General features: G+C 68.9%; 14 protein-coding genes. 7 read left to right on the forward strand and 7 right to left on the reverse strand.

The features are described from left to right. Nucleotides 1–364: 364 nt before the first annotated feature. From tkt to OHA70_RS32670, 7 genes are read left to right on the forward strand one after another with little or no spacing between them, the layout of a single operon-like run. On the forward strand, nucleotides 365–2,545 hold the full coding sequence (tkt, locus tag OHA70_RS32640; protein WP_328324189.1) for a transketolase: 2,181 nt from the start codon (nucleotides 365–367) through the stop codon (nucleotides 2,543–2,545). Nucleotides 2,546–2,576: 31 nt separating this feature from the next. Next, nucleotides 2,577–3,686 (forward strand): transaldolase, encoded by a 1,110-nt coding sequence (gene tal / locus OHA70_RS32645; RefSeq protein ID WP_328324191.1) that lies wholly within the window; start codon nucleotides 2,577–2,579, stop codon nucleotides 3,684–3,686. Next, complete coding sequence (locus tag OHA70_RS32650) at nucleotides 3,683–5,296, forward strand: glucose-6-phosphate isomerase (protein WP_328324193.1); 1,614 nt, start codon at nucleotides 3,683–3,685, stop codon at nucleotides 5,294–5,296. Before tal ends, OHA70_RS32650 begins: the two co-directional genes overlap by 4 nt. Continuing rightward, nucleotides 5,293–6,843, forward strand: coding sequence for a glucose-6-phosphate dehydrogenase (zwf, locus tag OHA70_RS32655; protein WP_328324195.1), 1,551 nt, complete (start codon nucleotides 5,293–5,295; stop codon nucleotides 6,841–6,843). The genes OHA70_RS32650 and zwf overlap by 4 nt, the downstream gene beginning before the upstream one ends. Further along, nucleotides 6,840–8,084: a glucose-6-phosphate dehydrogenase assembly protein OpcA gene (locus tag OHA70_RS32660; protein ID WP_328324197.1), complete on the forward strand. Its 1,245-nt coding sequence runs from the start codon at nucleotides 6,840–6,842 to the stop codon at nucleotides 8,082–8,084. The genes zwf and OHA70_RS32660 overlap by 4 nt, the downstream gene beginning before the upstream one ends. Beyond that, nucleotides 8,081–8,854: a 6-phosphogluconolactonase gene (pgl, locus tag OHA70_RS32665; RefSeq protein WP_328324199.1), complete on the forward strand. Its 774-nt coding sequence runs from the start codon at nucleotides 8,081–8,083 to the stop codon at nucleotides 8,852–8,854. Before OHA70_RS32660 ends, pgl begins: the two co-directional genes overlap by 4 nt. A gap of 45 nt (nucleotides 8,855–8,899) precedes the next feature. Then, nucleotides 8,900–9,715, forward strand: coding sequence for an isocitrate lyase/PEP mutase family protein (locus OHA70_RS32670; RefSeq protein WP_328324201.1), 816 nt, complete (start codon nucleotides 8,900–8,902; stop codon nucleotides 9,713–9,715). 54 nt (nucleotides 9,716–9,769) lie between these two features. On the opposite strand, the gene OHA70_RS32675 is transcribed toward OHA70_RS32670, so the two are convergent. From OHA70_RS32675 to whiA, 7 genes are all read right to left on the reverse strand, one after another. Then, entirely contained in the window at nucleotides 9,770–10,129 is a 360-nt protein-coding gene (locus OHA70_RS32675; protein ID WP_328324203.1) for an RNA polymerase-binding protein RbpA, read from the reverse strand. A 16-nt stretch (nucleotides 10,130–10,145) separates the two neighbouring features. Continuing rightward, a complete protein-coding gene (gene secG, locus OHA70_RS32680; RefSeq protein WP_328324205.1) occupies nucleotides 10,146–10,379 on the reverse strand; it encodes a preprotein translocase subunit SecG in 234 nt (77 codons plus the stop codon). Beyond that, nucleotides 10,376–11,182, reverse strand: a complete 807-nt coding sequence (tpiA, locus tag OHA70_RS32685) for a triose-phosphate isomerase (protein WP_328324207.1) — start codon at nucleotides 11,180–11,182, stop codon at nucleotides 10,376–10,378. The genes secG and tpiA overlap by 4 nt, the downstream gene beginning before the upstream one ends. A 6-nt stretch (nucleotides 11,183–11,188) precedes the next feature. After that, nucleotides 11,189–12,391: a phosphoglycerate kinase gene (locus OHA70_RS32690; protein ID WP_328324209.1), complete on the reverse strand. Its 1,203-nt coding sequence runs from the start codon at nucleotides 12,389–12,391 to the stop codon at nucleotides 11,189–11,191. An 84-nt stretch (nucleotides 12,392–12,475) separates the two neighbouring features. Then, entirely contained in the window at nucleotides 12,476–13,480 is a 1,005-nt protein-coding gene (gap, locus tag OHA70_RS32695) for a type I glyceraldehyde-3-phosphate dehydrogenase (RefSeq protein ID WP_328324211.1), read from the reverse strand. Nucleotides 13,481–13,763: 283 nt separating this feature from the next. Further along, nucleotides 13,764–14,141: a hypothetical protein gene (locus OHA70_RS32700; RefSeq protein ID WP_328324213.1), complete on the reverse strand. Its 378-nt coding sequence runs from the start codon at nucleotides 14,139–14,141 to the stop codon at nucleotides 13,764–13,766. A gap of 150 nt (nucleotides 14,142–14,291) precedes the next feature. Further along, nucleotides 14,292–15,275, reverse strand: coding sequence for a DNA-binding protein WhiA (gene whiA / locus OHA70_RS32705; RefSeq protein ID WP_020384835.1), 984 nt, complete (start codon nucleotides 15,273–15,275; stop codon nucleotides 14,292–14,294). Nucleotides 15,276–15,434 lie beyond the last annotated feature (159 nt).

Genomic DNA, 15,434 nt, shown 5'->3' on the forward strand with positions numbered 1-15,434 from the left:
CCGTAGGAGTCTTTTGCACCCACCCGCACCGGGGTGTCGTCCGGCCGCCGGGGACAGTCCGCCGGACAACCGTGGCACCGAAGTAACGCGCCCGTCGGACAGCGGTAATCAAGCTGTGGAATAAGGAGCGTGGATGCCGTCGAGAGGGGTACCGATGTGATCTGCCAGACGCCCCGCGCAACCGGGGAACAACGACGGGCCGGTCCCGGTTGCGGAGGTATGAAGGGCTCGGGACGACTGGGCGAGTAGGCTCGCTCACGGTGACGCGCGGGGGCGCGACGGCGGGTGGGCACTAGCGTCCGGCCGGACCCTCGAACGTCAGTAACTGCAGTATTCAGCAGCCATCGAGAGGAGCGCCGCCGGCGTGACGGAGAAGACCAGCCCCAAGCTTGACTGGACCGAGCTCGACAAGCGCGCGGTCGACACCGTGCGGGTCCTCGCGCTGGACGCCGTGGAGAAGGTCGGCAACGGCCACCCCGGTACTGCGATGAGCCTCGCCCCCGCCGCGTATCTGCTGTTCCAGAAGGTGATGCGGCACAACCCCGCCGACCCGCACTGGGCCGGCCGCGACCGCTTCGTCCTGTCTGCCGGGCACTCCAGCCTGACCCTCTACATCCAGCTCTACCTGGCCGGCTTCGGCCTGGAGCTCGACGACCTGAAGTCGCTCCGTACCTGGGGCAGCGCGACTCCTGGCCACCCGGAGTACAGCCACACCCCCGGCGTCGAGACCACCACCGGTCCGCTGGGCCAGGGTGTCGGCAACGCGGTCGGGATGGCCATGGCGGCTCGCCGTGAGCGCGGCCTGCTCGACCCGGAGACGGCCAAGGGCGAAAGCCTGTTCGACCACAACATCTACGTGATCGCCTCCGACGGTGACCTGGAGGAGGGCGTCTCCGCCGAGGCCTCCTCGCTGGCCGGTCACCAGAAGCTCGGCAATCTGACGGTGATCTACGACGCCAACAAGATCTCCATCGAGGACGACACGAACATCGCGTTCTCCGAGGACGTCGCGGCCCGCTACGCGGCGTACGGCTGGGACGTCCACGACGTCGACTGGACCAACGGCGGCACGGGCTACGAAGAAGACGTGCAGGCGCTGTGGGACGCGATCGAGGCGGGCCACGCGGTCACCGACAAGCCGACCTTCATCCGGCTGCACACGATCATCGGCTGGCCGGCCCCGAACGCGCAGAACACCGGCAAGATCCACGGTTCGGCCGCGGGTGCCGCCGAGGTGGCCGCCACCAAGACGGTGCTGGGCTTCGACCCGGAGCAGACCTTCGAGGTCACCGACGAGGTGATCGCCCACACCCGGGGCGCGCTCGACCGCGGCAAGGAGCTGCAGGCCGCCTGGACGACGAAGTACGAGGAATGGCGCCAGGCCTCCCCCGACCAGGCCGCGCTGCTCGACCGGCTGGACAAGCACGAACTGCCGGCCGGCTGGAAGGACGCGCTGCCCACCTGGGACGCCGACGCGAAGGGTGTCGCCACCCGCGCCGCCTCTGGCGAGGTGCTGACCAAGATCGCGCCCGAGCTCCCCGAGCTCTGGGGCGGTTCGGCCGACCTGGCCGGTTCGAACAACACGACTCCGAAGGGCCAGCCGTCGTTCATCCCGGCTGAGCACGCGACCAAGGAGTTCCAGGGCAACGAGTACGGCCGCGTCCTGCACTTCGGGATCCGCGAGCACGCCATGGGCGCGATCCTGAACGGGATCGCCCTGCACGGCGGCACCCGGCCCTACGGCGGCACCTTCTTGACCTTCAGCGACTACATGCGCCCGTCGGTCCGGCTGGCCGCGCTGATGAAGCTGCCCGTCACGTACGTCTGGACGCACGACTCGATCGGCCTCGGCGAAGACGGCCCGACCCACCAGCCGGTGGAGCACCTGGCCGCTCTGCGCGCGATCCCGGGCCTCGACGTGGTCCGCCCCGCCGATGCGAACGAGACCGCCGCCGCCTGGGCCACGATCCTCGACAACATCGACCGCCCGGCCGGGTTGATCCTGACCCGCCAGAACGTCCCGACCTACCCCCGCGGAACGGACGGCTACGCCACCACCGAGAACGTGCACAAGGGCGGGTACACGCTGCTCGACACCGACGGCACGCCCGACGTGATCCTGATCGGCACCGGCTCCGAGCTGCAGCTGGCCGTCGAGGCCCGCGAGACGCTGGCCGCCGAGGGCATCAAGGCCCGCGTCGTCTCGCTGGTGTCGCGTGAGTGGTTCGACGAGCAGGACGACGACTACCGCGACTCGGTCATCCCGGCCGCGGTACGGGCCCGTGTCTCGGTCGAGGCCGGCATCAAGCTCGGCTGGCGCGAGCTGGTCGGCGACGCCGGGCGCAGCGTCAGCCTGGAGCACTACGGTGCCTCGGCCGACTACAAGAAGCTGTACACGGAGTTCGGCATCACCGCCGAGGCCGTCGTGCAGGCAGCCAAGGACAGCATCGCCGCGGCAACCGAGCTCGGTGGCAGCGGTGTACCGGCAGGACGCGCCGCAGCAGGGCCGGTCGGACCGGCCGACACATCCGCCGCCAACAACTGAACAACCACAGAACACTCGGAGGGCTTCGGACATGACCGATCGTTTGAAAGACCTCGCCGACGCCGGCGTTTCCATCTGGCTCGACGACCTGTCCCGGCAGCGGCTGACCAGCGGCAGCCTGGCGAACCTGATCCACGACCAGCACGTCAGCGGGGTGACCACCAACCCGACCATCTTCGCCAAGGCGATCTCCGACGCCGGCGCGTACGCCGAGCAGGTCAACCGGCTCGGCGCCGAGGGCGTCTCGACCGACCAGGCGATCCGGGTGATCACCACCGACGACGTCCGCGACGCCGCCGACCTGTTCAAGCCTGTGTACGACGACACCGACGGTGTCGACGGCCGGGTCTCGATCGAGGTCGAGCCGGGTCTGGCCCGCGACACCGCCAAGACGGTCGCCCAGGCCAAGGAGCTGTGGGCCACCGTCGGCCGGGAGAACGTCTTCGTCAAGATCCCGGCGACCAAGGAAGGCATCCCGGCGATCACCGAGACGCTGGCGAACGGGATCAGCGTGAACGTGACGCTGATCTTCTCCCTCGAGCGCTACAAGGCGGTCGTGGACGCGTTCCTGTCCGGTGTCGAGAAGGCGATCGACAACGGCCACGACGTCACCAAGCTGGCCAGCGTGGCGTCCTTCTTCGTCAGCCGGGTCGACACCGAGATCGACAAGCGACTCGATGCCATCGGCACCGATGAGGCGGAGGCCCTGAAGGGCAAGGCCGCGATCGCCAACGCGCGGCTGGCCTACGAGGTGTTCGAGGAGGTCTTCGCCTCCGACCGCTGGCACGAGATCGAGACCGCCGGCGCCAAGGTCCAGCGGCCGCTCTGGGCCTCCACGGGCGTGAAGGACCCGGCGTACAAGGACACCCTGTACGTCGAGGAGCTGGTTGTCGCCAACGTCGTCAACACGATGCCGCAGGCAACGATGGACGCGTTCGCCGACCACGGCGAGGTCCGCGGCGACACCGTCACCGGCGACTACGACGGCGACCGCAAGGTGATCGCAGACCTCGAGAAGCTCGGCATCTCGTACGACGAGGTCGTGCAGCTGCTCGAGGACGAGGGCGTCAGCAAGTTCGACGTCTCCTGGACCGAGCTGCAGAACACCGTCACCGCAGCGCTGAAGGCGGCCGCGAAGTGACCGAGCCGGCTGTCACCACTGCCAACGGCGAGTGGTCCGAGACGATCGACCGGCTGGTGTCGGAGAAGATCGCCTCCCGGATCGCCGCCAAGGACGCCACGATCTGGGGCCCGGACGCCGAGTCCGAGTCCGCGATCCGGCTGAACTGGGTCGACCTGCACGACACCTCGCGGCCGCTGCTGGCCGAGATCGAGGCGCTGCAGGCCGACCTGCGGGCCGAGGGCCTGGACCGGATCGTGCTCGCCGGTATGGGCGGCTCGTCACTGGCTCCCGAGGTCATCACCCGTACTGCGGGTGTGGAGCTCGTCGTACTCGACTCGACCAACCCGAGCGTGATCGCCCGGGCCCTGGCCGGCGACCTGCAGCGCACCGTCATCGTGGTGTCGAGCAAGTCCGGCGGCACCGTCGAGACCGACAGCCAGCGACGCGTTTTCGTGAAGGCGTTCACCGACGCCGGGATCGACGCCGCCACGCGGGTCATCGTCGTGACCGACCCGGGTTCGCCGTTCGAGAAGCTCGCGGCCGACGAGGGCTACCGCAAGACCTTCTTCGCCGACCCGAACGTCGGCGGCCGGTACAGCGCGCTGACCGCCTTCGGGCTCGTCCCCTCAGCTCTTGCTGGGGCTGACGTGGCCGAGCTCCTGGACCAGGCGGCTGCGGCCGCTCCTGCACTCCAGGCGGACTCCGCTGACAACCCGGCGCTTGTGCTGGGCGCAGTACTGGCTGCGAGCGGTGGCCGGGACAAGGCGATCGTGGCCGCGGACGGCTCCGACATCGTCGGGTTCCCGGACTGGGCCGAGCAGCTGATCGCGGAGAGCACCGGCAAGCTGGGCAAGGGTGTTCTGCCGGTCGCCGTGAAGGGTGCCCACGCTCCTGAGCTGAACAGCGACTGGTCGGACATCGTCCACGCGCTGCTGGCTGATAAGGCGACCAGCGCAGTACCGACTGCTCTGACGTCGGGGTCGCTCGGCGGGCAGTTCCTGCTGTGGGAGACGGCGACTGCGGTCGCCGGGTACCTGCTCGGGATCAACCCGTTCGACCAGCCGGACGTGGAGAGCGCCAAGAAGGCCGCTCGCGGTCTGCTCGACGCTCAGCCGGAGCCGGAGGCTGCCGCCTTCACTGACGGCGCCATCGAGGTCCGTGGCACCGACGGTCTGCTGGACGGCGTCGACACGGTCTCGGGAGCGCTCGACTCGCTGCTCGGCCAGCTGGCTGACGACGGCTACGTCGCCGTGATGGCCTACCTGGACTCGGCGCGGGACGAGAACCTCGTCGCGATCCGGCCCGCCCTGGCGAGCAAGACGCAGCGCCCGGTCACCTTCGGCTGGGGTCCGCGCTTCCTGCACTCGACCGGCCAGTACCACAAGGGCGGCCACCCGCAGGGCGTCTTCCTGCAGATCACCACCTCGGAGTCCACCGACGTGGAGATCCCGGACCGCCCGTTCAGCTTCGGCACGCTCATCTCGGCCCAGGCCGCAGGCGATGCCGGAGTCCTGGCCGACCGCGGCCGCCCTGTCCTACGACTGCACCTCACCGACTCCGCCACCGGTGTAGCGCAGTTGATCGACCTACTCAACGCATCTGACAAATCGGAGGCTGGCGGCGCATGACCGCAGAGTACGACGAGGAGTCGACCGGCCCGGTGAACCCGCTGCGGGATCCCCAGGACCGGCGGCTCCCGAGGATCGCCGGGCCTTGCAGCCTGGTGATCTTCGGCGTCACCGGTGACCTGGCCCGCAAGAAGCTGATGCCGGCGGTGTACGACCTGGCGAACCGGGGCCTGTTGCCGCCCGGCTTCGCACTGGTCGGCTTCGCCCGCCGCGACTTCACCAACCAGGACTTCGCCCAGATCGTCCACGACTCGGTGAAGGAGCACGCCCGGACTCCCTTCCGCGAGGAGGTCTGGCAGCAGCTCGCCGAGGGCTTCCGGTTCGTCCCGGGCGACCTGACCGACGACGAGGCGTTCAAGCGGCTCAAGGAGACCGTGGACGAGCTCGACGTCAACCGCGGTACGGGTGGCAACCACGCGTTCTACCTCTCCATCCCGCCGGGTCTGTTCCCGCAGGTCGTGCAGCAACTGAACGAGCACGGCCTGACCAAGGAGACCCCGGGATCGTGGCGCCGGGTGGTGATCGAGAAGCCGTTCGGGCACGACCTGAAGAGCGCGCGTGAACTCAACCAGGTGGTCGAGTCGGTCTTCCCGCCCGAGGCGGTCTTCCGGATCGACCACTACCTGGGCAAGGAGACCGTCCAGAACATGCTGGCGCTGCGGTTCGCCAACGCCATGTTCGAGCCGGTCTGGAACAGCCACTACGTCGACCACGTGCAGATCACGATGGCCGAGGACATCGGCATCGGCGGCCGCGCCGGGTACTACGACGGCATCGGCGCCGCCCGCGACGTGATCCAGAACCACCTGCTCCAGCTGCTCGCGCTGATCGCGATGGAGGAGCCGGTCTCCTTCGACGCGTGGTCGCTGCGGCAGGAGAAGAAGAAGGTGCTGGCGGCCGTCAAGCTGCCGGAGGACCTCAGCCTGCACACCGCACGCGGCCAGTACGCCGCCGGCTGGGCCGGTGGTACGAAGGTCAAGGGCTACCTGCAGGAAGACGGCATCCCGAAGGACTCCGCGACGGAGACCTTCGCGGCGCTGCGGGTGGATGTGGACACCCGGCGTTGGGCCGGCGTCCCGTTCTACCTGCGGACCGGCAAGCGGCTCGGCCGGCGCGTCACCGAGGTGGCCGTGATGTTCAAGCGCGCGCCGCACCTGCCGTTCACCAAGACGGAGACCGAGGAACTCGGCCAGAACGCCCTGGTGATGCGGATCCAGCCGGACGAGGGCATCACGATGCGGTTCGGCGCCAAGGTGCCCGGCACGATGATGGAGATCCGGGACGTGAACATGGACTTCGCGTACGGCGGCTCCTTCACCGAGTCGTCGCCGGAGGCCTACGAGCGGCTGATCCTGGACGTGCTGCTCGGCGACCCGCCGCTGTTCCCGCAGCACACCGAGGTGGAGCTGGGCTGGAAGATCCTCGACCCGGTGATCAACTACTGGGCCGACCACGGCAAGCCCGAGCAGTACGCGTCCGGCGCCTGGGGCCCGGACTCCGCCCACGAGATGCTCGCCCGCGACGGACGCGCCTGGAGGCGGCCATGATCATCGACCTCACCGGTACGACGTCCAGCGAGATCGCGTCGGCCCTGCTGAAGGCCCGCCGCAACGCCGGTTCGCCGGCGATGGGCATGGTCGGCACCATCGTGGTGGTCGTCGACGAGGCCTCCCACCACGACGCGATGAAGGCCGCCAACGAGGCCGGCCGTGAACACCCCTCGCGGGTGCTCGTGGCGATCCTGCGCCCCGGCCGGGGCACGGGTGGGCTCGACGCCGAAGTACGCGTCGGCGAAGGCATTCCCGGCGAGGCGGTGCTGCTCCGGCTGCACGGCGAGCTCGCCAAGGTGCCTGAGTCCGTCATCACTCCCCTGCTGCTGCCTGACTCCCCCGTCATCGTCTGGTGGCCGGGTGGCGGGCCGAAGGTGCCGCACGAGGACCCGCTGGGTGCGTTGGGCCGTCGCCGGGTGACCGACGCGGCTGCTGGCCGACGGGCCGCCGTGGACTTCCCGGCGCGCGCCGAGGGCTATGCACCGGGCGACACGGACTTCGCGTGGTCGCGGCTGACGCCGTGGCGTGCGTTGATGGCTGCCGCGCTCGACCAGTACCCGACGAAGGTCTCGGGGGCCGAGGTCGTGTCGGCCAAGGGCAACGCATCGGCGGATTTGATGGCGGCTTGGTTGCAGTGCCGTCTCGGCGTACCGGTGGAGCAGCGGAACTCGCGAGGGCCGGGCATTACCGCAGTACGGATGTTCACGCCGGCTGGCCCGATCGCGTTGACGCGGCCGGACGGTGCGGTGGCGACGTTCAGTATCCCGGGTCAGCCTGACCGGCCGGTGGCGCTGAAGCGTCGGAACACATCTGAGTTGCTGAGCGAGGAGCTGCGGCGGCTCGACCCGGACGACGTGTACGCGCAGACGCTGGCGTGCATGGTCAAGCGGGAGAAGATGCCGGAGTCGGCGAAGATCGTCAGCGAGGCTGACCGGCGATCCGCGCAGACGGCTGCCGCGAAGGCTGCTCACCGTACGGCGACTCCAGCGAAGACGGCATCGCCTGAGCTCGAGGCGCACGCGGCCGGGACCCGGAAGACGGCGCCGAAGCGGCCCGCTGCGAAGAAGGCAGCTGCTGACAAGGCAGTGGTCCGGAAGGCGACCGCGGCGGCGAAGTCGGCCCGGAAGGCGGTCGCCAAGAAGGCAGCGCCGGCCAATACCGCGGCGGCTAAGAAGACCACCGCCAAGAAGTCGACGGCGAAGAAGAGTGCGAGCAAGAGGGTGGCAGGGCGGTCATGACAGAGCCGTCGATCCTGATCAACCGCGACGCCGAGGGCCTGGCCCACGCCGTCGCGGCCAGGCTGATCACCAAGCTGATCGACGTCCAGAGCAACGGCGGGGTCGCGCAGGTCGTACTGACCGGCGGCCGCGTCGCTGCGGTCGTCTACAAGGCCGTGGCGGCGTCCCCGGCCCGTACTGCGATCGACTGGAGCCGGGTCGAGTTCTGGTGGGGCGACGAGCGCTTCCTGCCCGAGGGCGACCCGGAGCGCAACGACACCCAGGCATGGGAGGCGCTGCTGTCCCACGTGGACGTCGACAAGGCGCTGGTACACCCGATGCCCGCTGACACCGGGCAAGGCGCTGAGGCGGCCGCAGCGGCGTACGCCGAGACGCTCGCGGTCGCCGCTGGTCCTCACGACGGCGCGGTCGATGGCGAGAGTGATGGGCCGGCGTTCGGGGACGGCGTACCGGCGTTCGACGTACTGATGCTCGGTGTCGGGCCGGATGGGCATGTGGCGTCGCTGTTCCCGGAGAACCCGGCACGGGTCGTCGTGGACAGCTCGACGGTCGCGGTGTTCGACTCCCCCAAGCCGCCGCCGACCCGGGTGTCGCTGACCTTCCCGGCGCTGGCGAACGCGCGAGAGACGTGGTTCGTCGTCTCCGGCGAGGACAAGGCCGACGCGGTCGCCGACGCCATCGCCGGCAAGGGCGACCTCCCCGCGTCGATCCCGAAGGGCATCGACCGCACGCTGTGGCTGATCGACGAGGCAGCCGCCTCGAAGTTGTAGTTAATTCGCCGGTGGCCGAACAGTCCGAATGACACGATGGCTGTCATGACGACCTTCCAAGAGCTGCATGAAGCGACCACCGGATTTGTGATGCCGAACGCGTGGGATGCCGGCAGCGCCGTGCTGCTGGTGGAGGCCGGCTTCCCCGCGATCGCGACCACGAGCGCGGGCATCGCCTTCTCGCTCGCCAAGGGCGATCACACCTTGCCTGATGGCGCGAAGGCGGTCTCCCGCGAGCAGATGTTCGAGCGCATCCAGCAGATCGTCGAGGCTGCCGGCGTACCGGTGAGCGGCGATCTCGAGGACGGGTACGGCGAAAGCCCCGAGCAGGTGGCCGAGACGATCACCCTGGCCCGCGAGGCAGGCCTGGCCGGCGGCAACATCGAGGACTACGACGGCCACGCCCTGTACGCCGAGCAGCTCTCCGTCGACCGCATCGTCGCCGCCCGCGAAGCAGCCGGCCCCGACTTCGTCCTGACGGCCCGCACCGACGGCCAACTCCTCAAGACACCAACCGCCTTGGCCGACTCCATCCGCCGCGCCAACCTCTACCGCGCGGCCGGCGCCGACTGCCTCTACGTCCCCGGCGTCAACGACCTCGACTCGATCAGCACGCTCGTCAAAGAGCTCGACGGCCCGGTGAACGTCGTACTAGGCCTCGGCACCAGCACCCTGACCACCCACCAGCTCCTGGCAGCCGGCGTCCAGCGCATCAGCCTCGGCGGCAGCATCGCCCGCGCCGCACTGGGCTTCATCCGGGCAGCAGCCAACGAACTGCAGACCGCCGGCACGATGACGTTCGCGGCCGACCAGATCCCGCAGGCCGAGCTGAACCAGCTGTTCGGCTCGCGCGCGAACTGACGCGAACCGGCCCGCGCCGATCGAAGGATCAGCGCGGGCCGGTCGGCGGACAGCTCAGAAAATAACGTCCCCGCGGGCGCGGCGGGCGCGGAGCTTCTGCAGGGCTTCGTCGAGGATCTCGGCGGCCTCCTGCTCGCTGCGGCGTTCCTTCACGTACGCGAGGTGCGTCTTGTACGGCTCGATCTTGGTGGGGGGCGGCGGGTTGTTGACGTCGGTGCTGGTCGGCAGACCGCACCTCGGACAATCCCAGGCCTCCGGTACGGCCGCCTCCACCGCGAACACAGTCGCGGTCTCGTGCCCGTTGGCACAGAAGAAGACGACTCGCTGGCGGGGCGCGGTGTCGCCGCGCTCCGCCTCGCCCATCGGTCCGGCACCTACCCGGCTGCCACGAATAGCACTGCCACCACCAGCCACGGGAGCTACTCCCCTCTCAGCCGAGCTTGTACAGCAGGCCGAGCCCGACGATGGCGGCGAACCAGATCAGGCCGACGCCGATCGTGATCCGGTCGAGGTTCCGTTCGGCCACCGACGACCCGCCCAGGCTGGACGAGACGCCGCCACCGAACAGGTCGGAGAGGCCGCCACCGCGGCCTTTGTGCAGCAGCACGAGCAGCGTCAGGATCAGGCTGCAGATGACGACGACGATCGAGAAAGCGAGAATCACGAGGAGTAGCCTAACTGAAGGTCCAGGTAACGGCAGATACCGGCGAACTCGTCCACCTTGAGGCTTGCTCCGCCCACCAGGCAGCCGTCGACATCCGGCTGGGCCATGATGCCACCTGCACTGGCCATCTTCACCGACCCCCCGTAAAGAATCCGTACCGAGTCGGCCACTGCCGGTGAAATCTCCTCCAGCCGGCCCCGGATCGCCGCGCAGACCTCCTGCGCGTCCTCGGGGGTCGCGACCTCGCCGGTACCGATCGCCCAGACCGGCTCGTACGCGATCACGACCTTGCGGACGTCGTCCGGCTTCAGCCCGGCCAGCGAGCCGTCGATCTGAGCCAGCGTGTACTCGACCTGGTCCCCCGCCTTGCGGACCTCGAGACCCTCGCCGACGCAGACGATCGGGGTGATCCCGGCCGCGAGTGCCTTGGTGGCCTTGGCGTTCACGGTGGCGTCGTCCTCACCGTGGTACTGGCGGCGCTCGGAGTGCCCGGCCAGCACGTACGTCACGCCGAGCTTCGACAGCATCGCCGCCGAGATCTCGCCGGTGTACGCGCCCTCGTCGTGCACGGAGATGTCCTGTGCGCCGTAGACGATCTTCATCCGGTCACCGTCGACCAGCGTCTGCACGCTGCGGATGTCGGTGAACGGCGGCAGCACGGCCACCTCGACCCGCTCGAAGTCGTGCTTCTTGTCCTGCAGCGTCCAGCTCAGCTTCTGCAGCAGGTGCACGGCCTCGACGTGGTTGACATTCATCTTCCAGTTGCCCGCCATCAACGGCGTACGGGCAGCGTTGTCAGCCATAGGTAGTCAGTCCTCTTCCAGCACAGCGAGACCCGGGAGCTCCTTGCCCTCCAGGTATTCCAGTGACGCGCCGCCACCGGTCGAGATGTGGCCGAACTGGTCGTCGGCGAAACCAAGCTGCCGTACTGCGGCCGCCGAGTCACCACCACCGACCACACTCAGCCCGTCCACCTCGGTCAACGCCTGCGCGACGGCCTTGGTTCCACCGGCGAACGCCTCCATCTCGAAGACACCCATCGGGCCGTTCCAGAACACCGTCCTGGCCGCCGCGATCTCCGCGGCGAACGCCTTGCCCGAGTCCGGACCGATGTCCAGCCCGAGCTGGTCGGCCGGGATCGCGTCCGCGGCGACGACCGTGGCCGGCGAGTCGGCCTTGAACTCGGGCGCGACGACGATGTCCGTCGGCAGCACGATCTCGACACCCTTGGCCTTGGCGGTCTCCAGGTAGCCCTTGACCGCGTCCAGCTGGTCTTCCTCGAGCAGGCTCTTGCCGACCTCGTGGCCCTGCGCCTTCAGGAACGTGAAGACCATGCCACCGCCGATCAGCAGCTTGTCGGCCTTGGCCAGCAGGTTGTCGATCACGGCCAGCTTGTCCGAAACCTTCGCGCCACCCAGTACTACGACGTACGGACGAGCCGGGTCCTCGGTGAGCTTCTTCAGCACCTCGACCTCGGCGAGCACCAGGCCGCCGGCGGCATGCGGGAGCTTGCCGGCCACGTCGTACACGCTGGCCTGCTTGCGGTGGACGACGCCGAAGCCGTCGCTGACAAACACGTCGGCCAAGCCGGCGAGCTCCTCGGCCAGCGCGCCGCGCTCGGCCTCGTCCTTGCTCTCCTCGCGAGCGTCGTACCGGACGTTCTCGAGCAGCAGCACCTCGCCCTCGTCCAGCTCCTGGACGGCTTCCTGGGCGCTGTCGCCGGTGACGTCGGTGGCGAAGTGCACCTTGATGCCCTCGGGCTGCAGCAGCTCACCGAGGCGCTTGGCGACCGGCGCGAGGGTGAACTCGGGGTTCGGCTTGCCCTTGGGCCGGCCGAGGTGGGCGGTCACGATCACCTTGGCGCCGGCCTTGGCCAGCTTCAGCAGGGTCGGCACGCTGGCCCGGATCCGGCCGTCGTCGCCGATCTGGTCACCCTTGATCGGCACGTTCAGGTCGGAGCGCACCAGCACCCTGCGCCCGGCGAGGTCACCCAGGTCTTCGATGGTCTTCACTGTTCTAGCTGTCCTGTCTGGAAACAGGCTTGCGCCCGAAGCGACACCAGGGTCACCTTCGGACGCAAGCTGTGGGAAGGAACGTCAGAGCGAGGCGCCGACGTAGTTGACCAGGTCGACGAGACGGTTGGAGTAGCCCCACTCGTTGTCGTACCAGCCGACGACCTTCACCTGGTTGCCGAGCACCTTGGTCAGGCCGGCGTCGAAGATGCAGGAGGCCGGGTCGGTGACGATGTCGCTCGACACGATCGGGTCCTCGGTGTACCGCAGGTAACCCTTGAGCGCACCCTCGGCCGCGGCCTTGACGGCGGCGTTGACCTCTTCGACCGAGGTCTCCCGGCCGACGTTGACGGTCAGGTCGGTGGCGGAGCCGGTCGGGACCGGGACGCGCAGCGCGTAGCCGTCCAGCTTGCCCTTGAGCTCCGGCAGGACCAGGCCGATCGCCTTGGCGGCGCCGGTCGAGGTCGGTACGACGTTGATCGCCGCGGCGCGGGCGCGACGCAGATCGGAGTGCGGGCCGTCCTGCAGGTTCTGGTCCTGGGTGTAGGCGTGGACTGTGGTCATCAGGCCCTGCTGGATGACGAACTCGTCGTGGATGGCCTTGGCCATCGGGGCGAGGCAGTTCGTCGTGCAGGACGCGTTCGAGATGACCGTGTGCTGGTCCGCGTCGTAGAGCTCGTGGTTGACGCCCATCACGATGGTCAGGTCCTCGTTCTTCGCCGGGGCGGAGATGATGACCTTCTTGGCGCCGTTGTCGGCGTGCGTCTTGGCCTTGGTGGCGTCGGTGAAGAAGCCGGTCGACTCGATCACGATGTCGGCGCCCACATCAGACCACTTCAGGTTCGCGGGGTCGCGCTCGGCGAACGCCTTGAAGGTGTGGCCGCCGACGCTGATGTCGGTGTCGGTGGCGGACACGTCACCGGGGAAACGGCCCAGGATCGAGTCGTACTTGAGCAGGTGGGCCAGGGTCTGGTTGTCGGTCAAGTCGTTGACGGCGACGACCTCGATGTCGGCACCGGACGCCTGCACGGCGCGGAAGAAGTTACGGCCGATCCGGCCGAAGCCGTTGATACCTACGCGTACGGTCACGGGACTACGTCTCCTCAAACTAGCTCTCGAGCACTGCCGCTACACCCGAAACACTAGCCCAACAGCCCACTCGACCCACTGGTCCCGTCCACATATAACCACCCGACCCGCGAGTAGCTCCGGAACCAGACCACCGCAGACCCCTGGCATTTCCCCACCGGCCACCACCTGGTAACTCCCCCGGCCAGCTCTCTCCCACCCCAGCCACCCGGCCGCGGAGCGCCCGCCCTCCCCCGTTCCAGCTGTTGCCCGGCGGCGCAGCCGCCGGGCAACAGCGTCGGAGTCAGCGCTCGAAGGCAGGCTTTGCCGCCCGGACGCCGGGGGTCTTCGATTTCGCACCGTCTGCCTGCTCGACAGCGGGGCCAGCGCTTCCCGCGCGCGGCTGACCTGAGTCAAGCAGGCTTTTGGCGAACGCGGCGTCGCCTGCCTTGCCTACGCCGAGGGAGCCGGCGATCTGGGTGAGGCGACCCGGGGCGGACTCCACCTCGTTGTCCGGCCAGCCCTGGCCGGTGCTCTGTGGGGTGTCCGCGACCATCTTGCTCTGCTGCTGTTCGCGGAGCTTGCGCAGTTCCTCATCGCGCTGCATCGCCTTGATCGCGTTCTCGGTCCGGACCCGCTCCAGCTCGGCGCGTGCCTTCGCTTCTTCTTCCTGGGTGCCCATCAGTCCTCAGCCTGTCGTCGGATGGAAGATCCCCGTCCGGCAATCCAAGCAGCACCCGGGACCCGGACTCGCCATGCGAGCACAACGGTCCGGGAACGATCACTCCGCGCGATCCGGCGCGGCGCCCGCAAGTACGGAGGACGAGGTGGATCAGGCCGGGTCGAGCATGTCCGGGGTGAGGTTGGCCTCGGTGTTCGGGATGCCGAGGTCGGCGGCGCGCTTGTCGGCCATCGCCAGCAGACGACGGATCCGGCCGGCGACCGCGTCCTTCGTCAACGCCGGCTCGTGCAGCTGGCCGAGCTCCTCGAGGCTGGCCTGCTTGTGCTCCAGCCGCAGCTTGCCCGCCACCTGCAGGTGGTCCGGTACGTCGTCGCCGAGGATCTCCAGCGCCCGCTCCACCCGCGCACCGGCCGCGACGGCAGCCCGCGCGGAACGGCGCAGGTTCGCGTCGTCGAAGTTGGCCAGCCGGTTCGCCGTCGCGCGTACCTCGCGGCGCATCCGGCGCTCTTCCCAGGCCAGTACCGACTCGTGCGCGCCGAGCCGCGTCAGCAGCGCGCCGATCGCGTCACCGTCACGGATCACCACGCGGTCCACGTTGCGGACCTCACGCGCCTTCGACCCGATTCCGAGCCGCCGTGCGGCGCCGACGAGAGCCAGCGCGGCCTCCGGGCCGGGGCAGGTCACCTCGAGCGACGAGGACCGGCCGGGCTCGGTCAGGGAGCCGTGCGCCAGGAACGCACCGCGCCAAGCCGCCACAGCGTCGCAGGACGCGCCGGAGACGACCGCCGGGGGCAGACCCCGGACCGGACGCCCACGGTTGTCCACGAGGCCCGTCTGCCGCGCCAGCGCATCACCGTCACGAACGACCCGTACGACGTACTTCGTCTGCTTCCTGATCCCCGACGGGGAGATCACCACGACGTCCGACGGGTGCCCGAAGATCTCCGCGATGTCCTTGCGTAACCGCCGCGCGGCGGCGCCGCTGTCGAGCTCGGCCTCCACCACGATCCGGCCGGACACGATGTGCAGACCGCCCGCGAACCGCAGCACGGAAGACACCTCGGCCTTGCGGCAACAGGGTTTCGTGACCTGAATACTGGTCAGCTCGGACTTCACCTGTGCTGTCATCGCCATGTAGTGAATCCTCCCACTCCTGTCAAAGACCCTCGAAAAAGCTGCTCGCTCCGCTCGCGTTGTGATCAGTGCTCGCTTCGCTCGCGTTGTGATCGGTCCTCGCTCCGCTCGGACGGGAGTGGGTGGTCACTTGGTGTCCAACTGTCAGGAGTGGCTGTT

This window comes from Kribbella sp. NBC_00382, from assembly GCF_036067295.1.
Classification (GTDB): domain Bacteria; phylum Actinomycetota; class Actinomycetes; order Propionibacteriales; family Kribbellaceae; genus Kribbella.

Coding starts and splice junctions, on each gene's coding strand:
- tal (WP_328324191.1), top strand. CDS start 2,577: ATGACCGATCGTTTGAAAGACCTCGCCGACGCCGGCGTTTCCATCTGG.
- zwf (WP_328324195.1), top strand. CDS start 5,293: ATGACCGCAGAGTACGACGAGGAGTCGACCGGCCCGGTGAACCCGCTG.
- OHA70_RS32660 (WP_328324197.1), top strand. CDS start 6,840: ATGATCATCGACCTCACCGGTACGACGTCCAGCGAGATCGCGTCGGCC.
- pgl (WP_328324199.1), top strand. CDS start 8,081: ATGACAGAGCCGTCGATCCTGATCAACCGCGACGCCGAGGGCCTGGCC.
- OHA70_RS32670 (WP_328324201.1), top strand. CDS start 8,900: ATGACGACCTTCCAAGAGCTGCATGAAGCGACCACCGGATTTGTGATG.
- tpiA (WP_328324207.1), bottom strand. CDS start 11,182: ATGGCTGACAACGCTGCCCGTACGCCGTTGATGGCGGGCAACTGGAAG.
- OHA70_RS32700 (WP_328324213.1), bottom strand. CDS start 14,141: ATGGGCACCCAGGAAGAAGAAGCGAAGGCACGCGCCGAGCTGGAGCGG.
- whiA (WP_020384835.1), bottom strand. CDS start 15,275: ATGGCGATGACAGCACAGGTGAAGTCCGAGCTGACCAGTATTCAGGTC.